We start from the raw sequence: 14,462 nt of genomic DNA on the forward strand, positions 1-14,462 counted from the left end.
TCAACCTTTTATCGGCGCTTGAATGAATCTTTATCGATAGCGTGTTTTCGCATTCGTAAATAGAGCTTTTTACGCGGAACCTGTAGATAATCCGCTGCATCCGTAACCCGCCCTGAATGAAGAAACAACGCATCTTCGATAACGCCCTTTTCGTAATCATCAACGAGTTCATCCAAAGGCAACTGTAATTCAGCCTGAGTGTAGAGTTTCTCTTTCCCTGTCAGTTTCACAATCCCAACGGCGTACAATTCTGCGACGTTACGTAACTCGCGCACGTTGCCAGGCCACTGATGCGAACGCAATACCGATAAGTAGCTCGATTCCACTTTAGGCACGACTTTACCCAGTTTCTTGCAGCTCAACTTCAAGAAATAATGGAACAACACCGCGACATCATCCGGCCTTTGACGCAGAGGCGGCACTTCAATGACACCTTGATTTAAAACGTAATAAAGCTCAGGGGTTAGGTTTTCTTGAGCAATAAGCTGTTCTGGTTCTTGGCTGAAAACCGCGATGACACGCACAGGTCGATTATTGCGTTCTTGTTCAATGAGCCATTGTGCAAACAAGCGTTGGCATGGCTCACTCAAGCGTTCTACATTGTCGAGAATCAACGTATTTGCTACCAGATTATCGAGTTCCGTAGCCAATTGCTCTGGCGTTAAGCTGAGTTCAGAGTTGAGTATTTGGCACTGCGTGGCTTCCCCACCCTCAGACATAGCATGGATAAGATTCGCGACAAGATGGCGACCACACCCCGACTCACCCCATACTACAACATGATTTTTCAGCAATGCGAATTGAGAGACGCAATGGCGAATTTGGTCTAACTGGGCAGACTTACCAACCAACGCGTTATCAATGCTGGATACCATCGCACGTTTTTGCTCCACAAATGCCGCGCGAATATCGAGATGCGATTTGACCATTTCGAGCAATTGAGCCGGATTAATTGGCTTTTCCACAAATTCACACGCGCCTTTCTTTACTGCCTCGACCGCCATCGGAATATCTCCGTGTCCGGTAATCACAATCACAGGAATCCGCTCATCAATCTGTTTGATCTTTTCCAGCAGTTGCAAACCGTGAATCTGCGGCATGTACATGTCGAGCAAGACCACACCCGGCCAATCGGTCGATAGGTGTTGACACGCTTGCGTCGGATCGGAAATGGCTTTCGCGGTTAGGCCCGCAATGTCCATTAAATGCTTATACGAGTCCAACACGTCTTGGTCATCATCCACCAAGAGCACGGAAAATTTATGATTTTGCATACGGCAGTTCCAAAATAACTAATGCACCTTTCTTCGTACTGGACGCAAGATAAATATGCCCAGCGTACTTCTCCATTAATGATTGGCTGATGGTTAAACCCAGCCCTAAACCGACTTCTTTCGTTGTTGTAAATGGAGTAAACAACTTCTCAACAATATGAGCATCGAACCCTTTCCCGGTATCTTCAATCGCTACGACATGGTGTGTTTGTGTTGAGTAAAGCGGGAAAATCGTGATTTTTCGTTCACCGCCGTTAAATTCCGTAATCGCATCGCAGCTATTTACCATCAAATTAATCAATACTTGTTCAATCGCGACTCCGTTACCGAATACCGCAATGCTCTCATCAATTTGATTGTCAATTTCAATCATTTGGCGCTTTGCTTTCGTGCTCACTATGGTCATCGCCTGCTCGACCAGGTTTTTCAGCAATAGCTCGGTTGATGAGTGCTCTGAATCTGACTTTTTAGCGAAGCTTCTTAAGCTGCTGATGATTTTGCTCATACGTAGCGATAAGCTTTCAACTTGGTCAATAGACTTGGTCACTGCGGCCACATTGCCTGTTTCACAGGAAAGTTTAGCGCTGTAAAGATACGTCGACATCGCGTTCAAGGGTTGATTCAGTTCATGCGCTAGACTGGTCATGGTTTGTCCCACTACCGCCATTTTCGCCGCTTGGATCAACTCACCTTGCGTTTTCTTTAGGTGCAATTCGGCTCGCTCTCGCACGTTGATCTCTTCACACAGCATCTCGTTCTTTTCAACCAAATCTCTTGTTTTCTCCGCAACTCGTCGCTCCAGTTCTCTGGCTGTTAACGCTTGTTCGGTAACATCGGTGATGGTCACAATGATCTTATTGAGCTGACCATGTGAAAAGAGATGGAAATCAAAATGCAGGTAGCATTGAGGTTGACCAACAACGCAAAGCGTAATTTCATCGCAACCCTCTTTGAACAGGGCGCCGCTACGATTGAATACTCGAGCCAATATTGGCTGGCTTTCACGTTCAAACGATTGCCAAATCAGTTTTTGTTCCACTTCACCTTGCATCGCAAGCAGTCTTCGCGCACTGATGTTTGCCGATTCCACATAGCCCGCTAAATCGCACGTCAATAAGCTTGCAGAGGTATTATTGATCAAACTGACCGCATTCGTTCTTTGTATCTCTTTAACGCTTTCACCGTATTCAATCAGCTTTTCGCTCAAACGACTGATTTCATCATCACCGTCGACTAAGATCGGATGGCTGAGATCGCCTTTGGTGATCGCATCAATACTGTTACTGATGGCGGTTAAGCGAGCAACGATTCGTCGGTTGATAAAGTAGTACGTCAAAAATAACGACATCAGAATAGAGACACTAAAACAAACGATCAAAATATGGTTCCCGTACGAAACCAAACCCGCCGTCTCTTTTTTCACATCGACAAATGTGTTGTCTGCACGCTTGACCACTTGGGCAATCTGGTTGTGGATCTCACTAAGCTGATTATCAATTTGCTCTTGTAATTCCAGTATCCTTTGGTTTAGCGCCACTTTATCTAAGGCTTGGAGATAAAACACCCCTTGCGGCAATAACAGCACTTCTAACTCTTCAATGAGCTGCTGATAGGCAATTGCCGATCGCAACGAAAAGACTGGCTGACTGCTTTTAATCAGTTCATCCAATTTGTATTGGACAACCTTTGTCGCGTTATGTACCTGCGCGAGTTGATCCGCTTCCATCACATCGCCTGTCATCTCAAAGACATCAGACTCCACATCAAGAACGTGCTGAACGATTCGCAGATGTTCAAGCGCCTGCGTACGCTCTTCACCGTCTTCATCGCGACTAATCAACCAATGTAACTCCTGACGAATTGGCGTTAATTCAGCGCGAATATCCTGATGCAACCAGTTAATTTGCTCTTTAAGTTTGTTGATCTTACGCGTTTGCTCGACGCGTTGCTGTACAAGATGGCTGTAGTTGGATAGCGTCTGTTCTAGTTTGAAATAAAGATCAGACAAGGCCGCCGCCTCTTCGTCATCTAAGGGATTTGTCTGAACTTCCGTTAGTGCACGTTTGACCGCGGCCAGTTGCTCCGAAAGCTCAACCACAAGATTGTCGATTTCTACGCGGTTGGTTAATGTGGGCAACAATTGAACCCGGTGACGTATTTCACTGCTTCGGCTTTCGAGCAAATAGCTGGTGTTGTACTTAGGAACGCTATTTTCTAACAGCTCGCTAACCTGACCGTCCAAACGACTCCACGTCAACCATGCTACCGCACTCACTACGGTTAAAAGAATCGTCGTACCAGTAAACGCAAGGATCAGCTTCGCACCGATTGTGCTCCACTTCTTCATTTATCTAACTCTCGTTGCAGTTGGCGAAACTCAAGTTCAACTTCTTGTAGATTCTTCTCAAACGCGACACCAAATCGATAACTAAACTCAGCGAGCATGGCAACTTCTAATCCTTCTGAGTCTGGGCTTCCTTCGGTGGCTTTCGCGACACTACTACCGAGTTGTTCAATTTGCGCCTCACTAAACGGCATCGAGAATAGCTTGTTGATCAACGCATCAATCTTTTTTATTTGTTCCGGGTTATTCCGATGTTTCGTTTTGCTGCGAGACAAGCTCACCCATACATCTTGCAGTTCTGGCAAACGTTTTGTAATCGCCTCATCAAAAATCAGATTGACCATTTTCTCTCGCTTCATCAGCTGATCTAGGTCTAACGAGGGTACTTGAGCGCTAAGCAAGGAATCGTCGCTAATCGAATGTTTGGCGAAGTTCGATGCCAACATTTCATTTTGAATTTTGTCTGACAGCAACAGCTTGATAAATTGCTGAGCCATTTCGTTCACGCCCGGTTTATTCAAAATAGCCACGTAGGTTGGCATTAACGTGAAATCTTGATCGTAACCAAAACCAACGTGTTGGTATCTTTGGGGTAAAACAAGCGCGTAGCTATCAATCGTTGGGCCAATACCAAACTGCCCTTTCGCCACATAATCGCTGACGCCAAAACTTCGCGAAGAAATGGTGCCAAGGTTTGCACCGACATTGAAGATGATGGACCAGCCTTTATCCCACCCATAACGAGCCAGAATACTTTCAACCATCATTTGAGTCGTCCCTGAGCGACTTGGTGTGCTCATGGTAATGTGGCCATAATAAGCCGGAGACGTTAAATCAATAAACTTGGTTGGCGTTTCAAGGCCGTTGGCTTTTAAGTAATCACGGTTCCAAACCAAACCCGCACCAGAGTAACCGACACTCACGACTTTATTTTGGTTCGGCAGGACAAACGGACTGAGCCAATCTGGCATCTCTGCGCCGAACGAATTGCTGGAAAGCAACTGGTGCTGCTCTAGATATTTCATCACATACGGAGAAGAGCTCAATACAACATCGATATCTTCGATATAGCTTTTGTTAAGCAGTTGGCTGACAGACTGAGTGCGGCGGTAAACTAACGAGGTATCGACAGTTGGATACTGCGTTTTGTATTCCGATATCAGCTCGGCCAAAGGCTCTCCAGAAAAAGTGGTCAGGATAACTAACCCGTCTTTTTCTGCTTTTACTGGCGTAGAAAAACACGTTAAGCAGACAGCTGCTACCGTTAACTTTTTACCGATGCTATTCAAGTCCAAACTACCAAATCCCTTAAAAATGTGCGTCAATTCAAAATCTCATCATTAGACACTAAATTCGTGTTTGTCAGTTTTGTGTCAGAGCTGACGCAATTCCTCAAATTGATAAGCATAATTTTATCAATTTTATCCCCCCTGACACTGTGAAATGTGGCAATTTTAACTCACTGGTTTGACTTGTTTGAGTCAGTTTTGCCTCAAAACCCCATTTTTGAAGTTCTTTCGCTCTGTTTGCATGATGCTCCCGACAACTCATTTACCTTCACAATCTTCGGAGTGAAACAATTATGTTTAATTTCTTCAAAACACGTCCGGACTTACCTCTGTCCGATGGATCAAAAGAGGCTATGCAGTCCAGATTTAAACGCTACCAATGGCAAGTGTTCTTAGGTCTGGTTTTTGGTTACGCAGTATTCTACGTAGTACGTATGAGTTTGGGTGTCGTTAAGAAACCTATGCTTGATGCTGGCATCGTAACTATCGAAGAACTGGGGATCATGGGCTCTGCGTTCTTCTTCACCTACGCGATAGGTAAATTCTCGAACGGCTTCCTTTCTGACTATGCCAACATCGGCCGCTTTATGTCGTTTTCACTGTTACTTTCTGGTGCAACGGCAATCCTAATGGGCCTTAACACTGCTGGTTTATTCTTCGTTCTACTTTGGGGTTTGAACGGTTGGTTCCAGTCTGTGGGTTCAGCGCCATCATGTGTGTCTCTGTTCCAGTGGTTCTCACCAAAACAACGTGGTAGTCGTTACTCTGTTTGGGGTGGTTCACGTAACATCGGTGAAGGTATCACTTGGATCCTAACTGCGACTCTAGTGAGCTACCTAGGCTGGCGTGCAGGTTTCATCGGTGCAGGTATTGCGGCTATCGCAGCAGCACTATGCATGTTCTTTGCTCTTAAAGACCGTCCACAAACTTACGGTCTACCAGATGCAGCAACTGCGTTTGACGAAGAGCCAGAAATCAAGAAGCAAAACGATCCAAAAGAAACGCGTCGTGCACAGCTATTCATCCTTAAGCAACCTGCGGTATGGCTAATCGCTGCGGCGTGTGCTGCGATGTACGTATCTCGCTATGCGATGTCTTCTTGGGCAGTTCTATACTTACAAGAGTCAAAAGGTTACTCGCTAATTGACGCTGGTTTCGCAATGTCAACTTACCCTATCGCGGGTCTAGCAGGTGCGATTCTATCAGGTATCGTTTCTGACAAGATCTTTAACGCTAACCGTCACATCCCTACGCTACTTTACGGTATCGCAAACATCGCTGGTATGTGTCTAATGTTCTTCGGTCCAGACAACCGCGTAGTTGACGCTGTGGCTCTAGGTCTGATTGGTTTCGCTATCGGTGGTCTAGTGGTATTCCTAGCAGGTCTAACCGCTTGTGACCTAATGCCTAAGAACGCGGTAGGTGCGGTGAAAGGCTTCATCGGTCTGTTCTCTTACCTAGCAGCATCGGCACAGGAAGTGATCTCTGCATCTCTAATCACTATCACTGAGGTTGACGGCGTATCACACTACGACTTCTCTCAAGCACAGTACTTCTGGCTAGCGGCTAGTGTGGTATCTCTACTACTTGCGCTAACAGTATGGAACGCGAAGAAAGTGGTTGATATCGACGAACCAAAAGCTGAGCTAAAAGAAAGCACTGCTAACTAATAACACTGGGGGCTTCGGCGGCTCCCTTTGTTGACAATTTCTCCTAGCGTTAGCTATCTCCCCCCTTGCTCCACAAGGTAATTTTAGGGATTTTGACCTACCTTCGGGTAGGTCCTTTTTTTGCCAACACTCAGCTAGATCGTTTAATCCTCTCCCAATTTCAGTTAAAGTTGACACCCATCTTGGCGTGGCGCTTTACAAAGCATTTTTAAACGCTATCATTCCATCGCAATCGATTGCCCCACTAATTGTGTGCCATTTTTGAGGATTATATGCTGTCTGATATTGAGATTTGCCGCGCTTCTACACTACTCCCTATTTCTGAGGTCGCTCTACGAGCTGGATTACAAAACTCTGAATTTCACAGTCAGGGTGAACATAAAGCAAAAGTGTCTTTAAAAAGCCTCAATCGGTTACAGTCAAACCCAACCGGAAAATTAATCCTTGTCACGGCAATGACTCCGACGCCGCTAGGGGAAGGCAAAACCGTCACAACTATTGGCCTTGCCCAAGGATTAGCTAAGCTCCAGCGTTCTGTCATGGCGTGTATCAGACAACCGTCCATGGGGCCCGTGTTTGGCGTAAAAGGCGGTGCTGCGGGTGGTGGTTATTCTCAAGTTGCACCCATGGAAGAGCTAAACCTTCATCTGACCGGCGACATTCATGCAGTTACAGCAGCACACAACTTGGCTGCCGCCGCAATCGATGCCCGTATCTACCACGAACAACGCCATGGCTATGATGATTTTGAACAGCGTAGTGGATTAACCGCTCTGCGTATCGATCCCATGCGCGTAGTTTGGAAGCGCGTAATGGATCACAATGATCGCGCACTTCGCATGGTAACGGTTGGTCGCAACGAAGCAGATAAAACCATCAACGGCTATGAGCGCGAAGATGGCTTCGATATCTCTGCGGCGTCTGAGTTAATGGCCATCCTCGCCCTTGCGACAGACTTAAAAGATCTCAGAGCAAGACTCGGGCGTATCGTGGTCGCCTATAACCTTGATGGTAATCCGGTAACGACGGAAGATTTACAAGTCGCTGGCGCAATGGCCGTCACTATGAAAGACACCATTGAGCCAACACTGATGCAAACCTTGGAAGGTGTGCCGACACTTATCCACGCTGGCCCATTCGCAAACATTGCCCACGGTAACTCATCCATCATCGCTGATAACATCGCAACAAAACTGAGTGAGTACACCGTGACCGAAGGTGGCTTTGGCTCTGATATGGGATTTGAAAAAGCCTGTAATATCAAAGCTCAAGTATCCGGAAAAGCGCCTGACTGCGCTGTTATTGTCGCGACCTTACGTGGCTTAAAAGCAAACTCGGGCTTGTATGACCTAAAACCCGGCCAGCCTATCCCTAAGTCGTTGTTTGAAAACGATTCAGAAGCATTAGTAGCTGGATTCGAAAACCTAAAATGGCATATTAACAACGTCAATAAATATGGCATTCCGGCTGTTGTAGCGATCAATCGCTTCCCGCAAGACAGCGGAGAGGAACTTCTCCAACTCAAGGCCATGATTGAAGCCTTGCCGAACAATGTAGACGTCGCGATTAGTGAAGGATTCGCCAAAGGTGGAAACGGAACGGTTGAGCTTGCAGAGAAAGTGATCAAACAGACTCAGTCAAACGCCACATTCAAACCTCTTTATTCCTTTGAGCAAACAACGGAAGAAAAACTCATGGCGGTGGCAGAAGCGGGCTATGGGGCTTCGAACGTTGTGCTGAGTGATAAAGCGAAACAACAACTTGAAGCGCTTAAAAAGCATGGATTCGATAATCTAGCCGTTTGCTTAGCCAAAACACCACTGTCCATTTCAACCGATGGTTCAGTCAAAGGCGCACCAAGCCACTTCGATGTCCCGATTCGCGAGCTTAAACTGTGTGCAGGTGCTGGGTTTATCTATGCACTATGCGGCAATGTAATGACCATGCCAGGGTTACCAGATAAGCCAGCCTTCATGAATTTAGACTTGGATGAAAATGGAAATATTGTTGGCCTAAGCTGATTTCCGACTCTTATCACCTTCAAAAAGGCTTAGATTCTGCTCTAAGCCTTTATTTTTTAAGTGCGATTAGGCTCAATCCACGAAATCTCATCGAAGATCATGTACCATTGAAGAACAACTCAGCTAACACTGGAATTCTTCATGGAAGCAGAACTATTGGAAATTAAAAACTTCCTAGCCCAACATCCACCCTTTGACGAACTCGAAGAGGACGTCCTCAACTTCGTCACTCGCCACGTTGAAATCTCCTACTTTCGTCAAGATACCCCCATCATTCACTTTGGTGACGAAATTCATGACCTGTATATGGTGCGAAGCGGTGTAGTCGAAGTGTACCGACGTAAAGGTGAGCTTTATAACCGCTTGGATGAAGGCGCTGTCTTTGGCCAAATGGGTCTGCTGACGAACAACAAAGTGCGTTTTCCGGTTAAAGCGATAAGAGACACCCTAGTTTACTGCATTCCAGAAGCCGTGTTTCAAGAGCTCTATGAAAAGCACGAATCCTTCGCTGACTTTGTGGAAGTTCAAGACAATGCGAGGCTTCGTCAGGCGGTATCGAACACGCACGATCAAAACGACCTCACTTCATCCAAAGTGAGTACCTTGCTCACGCGTGATGCACCATTTATCAACCAAACTGAAACCATCCAAAATGCAGCCATCAAAATGGCAGACGAAGCCGTCTCGGCTCTACTAGTTCTTGATCCCGACATTCTCGAAGATAACGAGGAAGATCTATCTCCACTCGTCGGAATCATCACCGACCGGGATCTATGTACTCGTGTACTTGCTCAAGGTTTGGACTCTAGCGAAGAAGTCTCGAGCGTAATGTCTACAGACTTAATTTCTCTCGATCACAATGCCTATGTCCACGAAGTCATGTTGACCATGCTACGATACAACGTGCATCACCTACCCGTTCTAAAAGATAAGAAGCCAATCGGCATAATTGAAGCGACGGACATTGTGCGCTATGAATCTCAGAACTCCTTATTATTGGTCAGCAGCATATTCCAGCAGCAATCGATTGAAGATCTTGCCGCCGTCTCAGAGCAAGTGAAAACCAGTTTTGTGCGACTGGTCAACGAAGATGCCAACTCACACATGGTGGGCAGTGCCATGTCAGTCATCGGCCGAAGCTTTAAACAACGAATTATCGAATTGGCTGAAGAAGAGCTCGGTGAGCCGCCAATCCCGTATTGTTTCCTTGCACTTGGCTCTATGGGACGCGATGAGCAATTGCTCGTGACGGATCAGGATAACGCTATCATCCTCGATAATACCTTTGTTAAGGAAGAACACGATGCCTACTTTGCCGAGCTGGCGAAACGCGTGTGTGATGGACTGGACAAATGCGGTTATCGCTATTGTACAGGCGACATCATGGCGACCAATGAAATGTGGCGTATGACTCGAAGTGAATGGGAAGAGTGTTTTGCAGATTGGATTGATGATCCAAACCCGAAAGCCTTACTCAACGCGTCAATTTTTTTCGATTTGGACGGGGTTTATGGCCGCTTAAAATGGGCAGAGCACCTTAACGGCTTTATTGTCAGACGTGCGCGTAAAAACAATCGCTTCCTCGCTTGCCTCGCACGCAATGCGCTAAATAGAACGCCACCGCTAGGGTTCTTTAAAAGTTTCGTAATGGAGAAAGATGGTCAGCATAAAAATTCGATCAATCTAAAACGACGCGGCACCGCGCCTTTAGCCGATTTGATCCGCGTTCATGCTCTCGCGGTTGGCTCACGCTCAAAGAACTCTTTCGAGCGATTGGATGATATTCAGGAAGCGGGTATTTTGCCAAAGGGTAAAGCCGAAGACTTGCGCGATGCGCTTGAATTTATCTCGATGGTTCGTATTCGCCACCAAGCGTCTGACGTAGAAAATGAAATGGAACCAGACAACAACATTGAGCCAGAAAACTTATCAGACTTTGAGCGACGAAACCTGAAAGATGCGTTCCAGATCCTCAGCAATGGACAAAACTTTCTAAAATTCCGTTATCAGGCCAGCCAAAAATTTAAGTGAGGCAATCATGTTCAATAAATTGATGAGCGCACCAAGTATAGACTGGCCAGCCAAGTTTAAACGTAAGTCGGAAAATGCTCGGGACGAACGCTTAAAAACGTACTTCAGCCAAGACTTACCAGTGGCGACAACCCCTTTGGAAGACATAACGTTTTTGGCTATGGACTTTGAGACGACTGGATTAGATTCTGACGACGATGACATAATCACGATTGGAACCGTGCCATTTACATTAGATCGCATTTTCCTCAACCAAGCAAAGCACTGGACCGTCAGACCTCAAAAGCAATTAGCGGAAGACTCTGTTGTGATACATGGTATTACTCATTCAGACGTGCTCGATGCCCCAGACCTGTCTGAAGTTTTTGATCAAGTGCTCGAAGAGATGGCAGGAAAAATTATGGTTGTGCATTATGAGCGAATTGAACGAGAGTTTTTTAATCGCGCATTAATCGCACGCATACATGAAGGTATCGAGTTTCCCGTGGTCGACACAATGCATATCGAAACACAAATTCAGCAAAGAGATACAGGCGGATTCATAAACAAAATCCGTGGTAAAAAACCTCAGTCTGTTCGACTGAATGCAAGCCGAATGCGTTACGGACTACCACAATATACACCTCACCATGCACTGACAGACGCGGTCGCCACGGCAGAGTTGCTTCAGGCGCAAATCGCGTACCATTACGATAGAAAGCAGCCGATCAGCCAACACTGGATTTGATGCCAATTGTTCATGTTTGCTGGTTAAAATCGAAAGCATTAAAAAGGGGCGAATCATCGCCCCTTTCCATTTCGCTAAGTTGTTCTTAACGCTTGTAATCTTCCGTGCGCATACCCATCACAAGGCTGACACACATCAGCAGCAGAACAATAGTAAACGGTAGTGCTGTTGAAATCGCACCCGCTTGCAGTGCTTGAATCGCTTCTGTACCACCAATCCAAAGCAACGCGATCGCTATCGCACCTTCCATCAGTGCCCAGAAGATACGCTGCAGAACAGGCGCATCGACTTTACCACCAGCAGTAATGCTGTCGATAACCAATGAACCTGAGTCCGAAGAGGTAATAAAGAACACCAAGACTAGAATCACAGCAATAAATGACAGCACAGTTCCCATAGGCAGCACATCAAACATTTCAAACATTGCTAGTGATACGTCTGTTAGGCCTTTCGCACCCAATTGGCCAACGTTATTCGCTACTTGATCAATAGCCATACCACCGAATACAGACATCCAGATGATAGTCACAAATGTTGGCACTAGAAGTACAGCTGTAATGAACTCACGTACTGTACGACCTTTCGAAACACGCGCGATGAACATGCCTACAAATGGTGACCAAGAGATCCACCACGCCCAGTAGAATACCGTCCAGCCTTGGAACCAAGCAACGTCATCACGACCGTGAGGATTACTAAGTGGAATAATATTTTCAACGTACGCCATTAGCGTTGTGCCAATGTTACCAAGCGTAATTGCGTAACCGATTAATGCCACCAAGATAAGAAGCAAAAACGCCACTATCATGTTGATGTTACTAATGACTTTTACACCACCATCAATACCACGAACCACCGATACAACTGCTAGAAGCGTCACGCCGACAATAACCACCATTTGTAGACCAAGACCCGCCTCTATACCGAAGACATGGTGGATACCACTCGCCGCTTGCTGAGCACCTAGGCCAAGCGAAGTCGCCAAACCGAATAGTGTCGCCAGTACCGCTAATATATCAACAATATGACCAGCCCAACCCCAAGCGCGGTCGCCTAATAAAGGATAGAAAATCGAGCGAATCGAAAGTGGTAGGCCCTTGTTATATGCAAAGAACGCAAGAGAGAGCGCCACAACACCGTAGATTGCCCAAGGGTGTAAACCCCAGTGGAACATCGTCGCACCCAGAGCAAGCTTCGCAGCTTCGGGGGTATTGGCTTCAACACCCAGCGGTGTTTCATACCAACCCGTAAAATAAGCAACAGGTTCAGCAACACTCCAGAACATCAGGCCGATACCCATACCTGCGGCAAATAGCATAGAAAGCCATGAAATAAATGAGTAATCCGCCGTCGCGTCATGACCACCCAAACGGATTTTACCTAACGGTGAAACAATCAGCGCTAAACAGAAAATAACAAAGATGTTGCCCGACCAGATGAACAGCCAATCAAAGCTACCAATAATCTGCCATTTAATGCCGTCTAACGTTGACTTCGCGGTTTCTGCATCGACCAATAGAGTTGCAATTAAGAACAGAGCGATTAAACCCGCACTCCATCCAAATACGGGGTTATGTACATCAAACCCCCACTTCTGCACATTATCTTGACCGATTGTATAATCGGTACTGTCGATACTGTACTTATCAATACCTTTCGTCATCTTTCCTCTCTTGATGAAATTTTGTCCCTAATCAAATCTTAAGATAGAAAAATCATTAGTGATGAAAATAATTTCGTCTATATGAAGACTTGATCGTCTACCCCACATTGTACGCATTCCGTTATTTCATGCCAGTAAACCATGATTAAACGATTGAAATTCAATCAATCCGTCATTATCGAGCATGATTTTTGAACAATAAAAACCTTACCAGACGTTTATTATGATTTGAATACTAAACATTTAACCCCTACAGATTGCGCAGCTCGAAGAGATAAATTTACCACTATACTTATTAGACTAGCCTCTTATCGATTTTCACACTTCAATTTAGAGGAATTTTCATGTATTTTCTCGCCTCCAAACCTGCTGTTGACTAAGGATGAACATTGGAAAAGCACGAAGAAGTCTTAGTTTCGATCCGCCAGATCATTCGCGCTATCGATCTACACTCAAAACGACTGAGCAAAGAGTCTGGTTTAACAGGCCCTCAGCTGATTCTTATGCGCTCTATCAAAGAGCTAGGTGAAGTGACAATCCGAGAATTGTCTAACCATACCAATATGAGCCAGGCTACCGCGACGACCATTTTAGATCGCCTTGAAAACAATGGTTTAGTACAGCGGATTCGCAGCGTAAAAGACAAACGAAAAGTACACGCACATTTGACTGATAAAGGTCGGGAGACGTTGAGTCAAGCGCCCATGCCACTACAGCAGAACTTTATAAATAAGTTCCAGCAACTTGAAGAGTGGGAGCAATCACTCTTGCTTTCTTCTGTTCAAAGAATCTCGGCGATGATGAATGCGGAAGATATCGATGTAGCGCCGGTTCTGGAAATTGGCAGCATCACCAAGCCTGAATAATTATCGACGCTTGCGGCGTTTAGCTTTCTCCCGATTAGGCTAAACGCCCGTGTTATCGCTACGTGCACAATCAACTAAGTAAAAACCGGTAACTCACTAAACTCTTTCACCTGACGAATAGCCAAATGGGTGTGTATGTCTTTCACATTATCGTGCCTTTGAAGCTTGCGCGTGAATGACTCATAGCCAGTCAGATCATGGCTCACCACCTCCAAAAGATAGTCATACGCACCCGACACAACGTGACAGCTTGTGACTTCTTCCATATCTTGAATTGCTTTCTCAAACGCATCAATAGAACTCGCTTGATGGTTGTTAAGGCTTACCTCGACAAACACCGTCATCCCCACACCGACTTTCTTCTTATTGAGTTTTGCTTGGTAGCCAGCAATGACCCCATCGTCTTCTAATTTTTTTATTCTACGAGCACAAGGGGATGCAGATAAGCCGACTTTGTCTGCAATATCAGCTGTCGATTGACGAGCATCTTTTTGTAGCAACGAAAGAATGTGGCGATCAATTCTATCCATGAAGCTTTTTAACCTTTTCTATCAATATACTTATCTATTTTGGTGAA

At 45.7% G+C, this 14,462-nt stretch carries 10 protein-coding genes; 5 read left to right on the forward strand and 5 right to left on the reverse strand.

Annotated elements, in window-relative coordinates; genetic code table 11:
- Window positions 1-8: 8 nt before the first annotated feature.
- The 3 genes from NP165_RS14085 to NP165_RS14095 are packed head-to-tail and all read right to left on the reverse strand — an operon-like array spanning window position 9 to window position 4,913.
- Complete coding sequence (locus tag NP165_RS14085; protein WP_257086362.1) at window positions 9-1,274, reverse strand: sigma-54-dependent transcriptional regulator; 1,266 nt, start codon at window positions 1,272-1,274, stop codon at window positions 9-11.
- A complete protein-coding gene (locus NP165_RS14090) occupies window positions 1,261-3,621 on the reverse strand; it encodes an ATP-binding protein (RefSeq protein ID WP_257086363.1) in 2,361 nt (786 codons plus the stop codon). Before NP165_RS14090 ends, NP165_RS14085 begins: the two co-directional genes overlap by 14 nt.
- The gene (locus tag NP165_RS14095) at window positions 3,618-4,913 is read right to left on the reverse strand and encodes an ABC transporter substrate-binding protein (protein ID WP_257086364.1); all 1,296 of its coding nucleotides are present in this window, start codon (window positions 4,911-4,913) and stop codon (window positions 3,618-3,620) included. Before NP165_RS14095 ends, NP165_RS14090 begins: the two co-directional genes overlap by 4 nt.
- Before the next feature lie 287 nt (window positions 4,914-5,200).
- On the opposite strand from NP165_RS14095, the gene NP165_RS14100 reads away from it, so the two are divergent.
- The 4 genes from NP165_RS14100 to NP165_RS14115 all read left to right on the forward strand — a co-directional run bounded on the left by NP165_RS14100 (window position 5,201) and on the right by NP165_RS14115 (window position 11,356).
- A complete protein-coding gene (locus tag NP165_RS14100) occupies window positions 5,201-6,577 on the forward strand; it encodes an MFS transporter (protein WP_257086365.1) in 1,377 nt (458 codons plus the stop codon).
- Window positions 6,578-6,849: 272 nt separating this feature from the next.
- Window positions 6,850-8,598: a formate--tetrahydrofolate ligase gene (locus NP165_RS14105; RefSeq protein WP_257086366.1), complete on the forward strand. Its 1,749-nt coding sequence runs from the start codon at window positions 6,850-6,852 to the stop codon at window positions 8,596-8,598.
- Between the two features lie 141 nt (window positions 8,599-8,739).
- Entirely contained in the window at window positions 8,740-10,629 is a 1,890-nt protein-coding gene (locus NP165_RS14110) for a DUF294 nucleotidyltransferase-like domain-containing protein (protein ID WP_257086367.1), read from the forward strand.
- A 7-nt stretch (window positions 10,630-10,636) separates the two neighbouring features.
- A complete protein-coding gene (locus NP165_RS14115; protein WP_257086368.1) occupies window positions 10,637-11,356 on the forward strand; it encodes a 3'-5' exonuclease in 720 nt (239 codons plus the stop codon).
- Between the two features lie 85 nt (window positions 11,357-11,441).
- Here NP165_RS14115 and NP165_RS14120 read toward each other — a convergent pair whose 3' ends face one another.
- Window positions 11,442-13,019, reverse strand: a complete 1,578-nt coding sequence (locus tag NP165_RS14120) for a BCCT family transporter (RefSeq protein ID WP_257086369.1) — start codon at window positions 13,017-13,019, stop codon at window positions 11,442-11,444.
- Window positions 13,020-13,408: 389 nt separating this feature from the next.
- On the opposite strand from NP165_RS14120, the gene NP165_RS14125 reads away from it, so the two are divergent.
- Entirely contained in the window at window positions 13,409-13,885 is a 477-nt protein-coding gene (locus NP165_RS14125; protein WP_257086370.1) for a MarR family winged helix-turn-helix transcriptional regulator, read from the forward strand.
- A gap of 74 nt (window positions 13,886-13,959) precedes the next feature.
- Here NP165_RS14125 and NP165_RS14130 read toward each other — a convergent pair whose 3' ends face one another.
- A complete protein-coding gene (locus NP165_RS14130; protein WP_257086371.1) occupies window positions 13,960-14,415 on the reverse strand; it encodes an Lrp/AsnC family transcriptional regulator in 456 nt (151 codons plus the stop codon).
- Window positions 14,416-14,462 lie beyond the last annotated feature (47 nt).

Source organism: Vibrio japonicus, assembly GCF_024582835.1.
GTDB classification, from domain to species: domain Bacteria; phylum Pseudomonadota; class Gammaproteobacteria; order Enterobacterales; family Vibrionaceae; genus Vibrio; species Vibrio japonicus.

Excerpts from the sequence above, each read along its gene's own strand:
- NP165_RS14100 (WP_257086365.1), top strand. The coding sequence starts at position 5,201 with ATGTTTAATTTCTTCAAAACACGTCCGGACTTACCTCTGTCCGATGGA.
- NP165_RS14120 (WP_257086369.1), bottom strand. The coding sequence starts at position 13,019 with ATGACGAAAGGTATTGATAAGTACAGTATCGACAGTACCGATTATACA.
- NP165_RS14090 (WP_257086363.1), bottom strand. The coding sequence starts at position 3,621 with ATGAAGAAGTGGAGCACAATCGGTGCGAAGCTGATCCTTGCGTTTACT.
- NP165_RS14085 (WP_257086362.1), bottom strand. The coding sequence starts at position 1,274 with ATGCAAAATCATAAATTTTCCGTGCTCTTGGTGGATGATGACCAAGAC.
- NP165_RS14115 (WP_257086368.1), top strand. The coding sequence starts at position 10,637 with ATGTTCAATAAATTGATGAGCGCACCAAGTATAGACTGGCCAGCCAAG.
- NP165_RS14105 (WP_257086366.1), top strand. The coding sequence starts at position 6,850 with ATGCTGTCTGATATTGAGATTTGCCGCGCTTCTACACTACTCCCTATT.
- NP165_RS14130 (WP_257086371.1), bottom strand. The coding sequence starts at position 14,415 with ATGGATAGAATTGATCGCCACATTCTTTCGTTGCTACAAAAAGATGCT.
- NP165_RS14110 (WP_257086367.1), top strand. The coding sequence starts at position 8,740 with ATGGAAGCAGAACTATTGGAAATTAAAAACTTCCTAGCCCAACATCCA.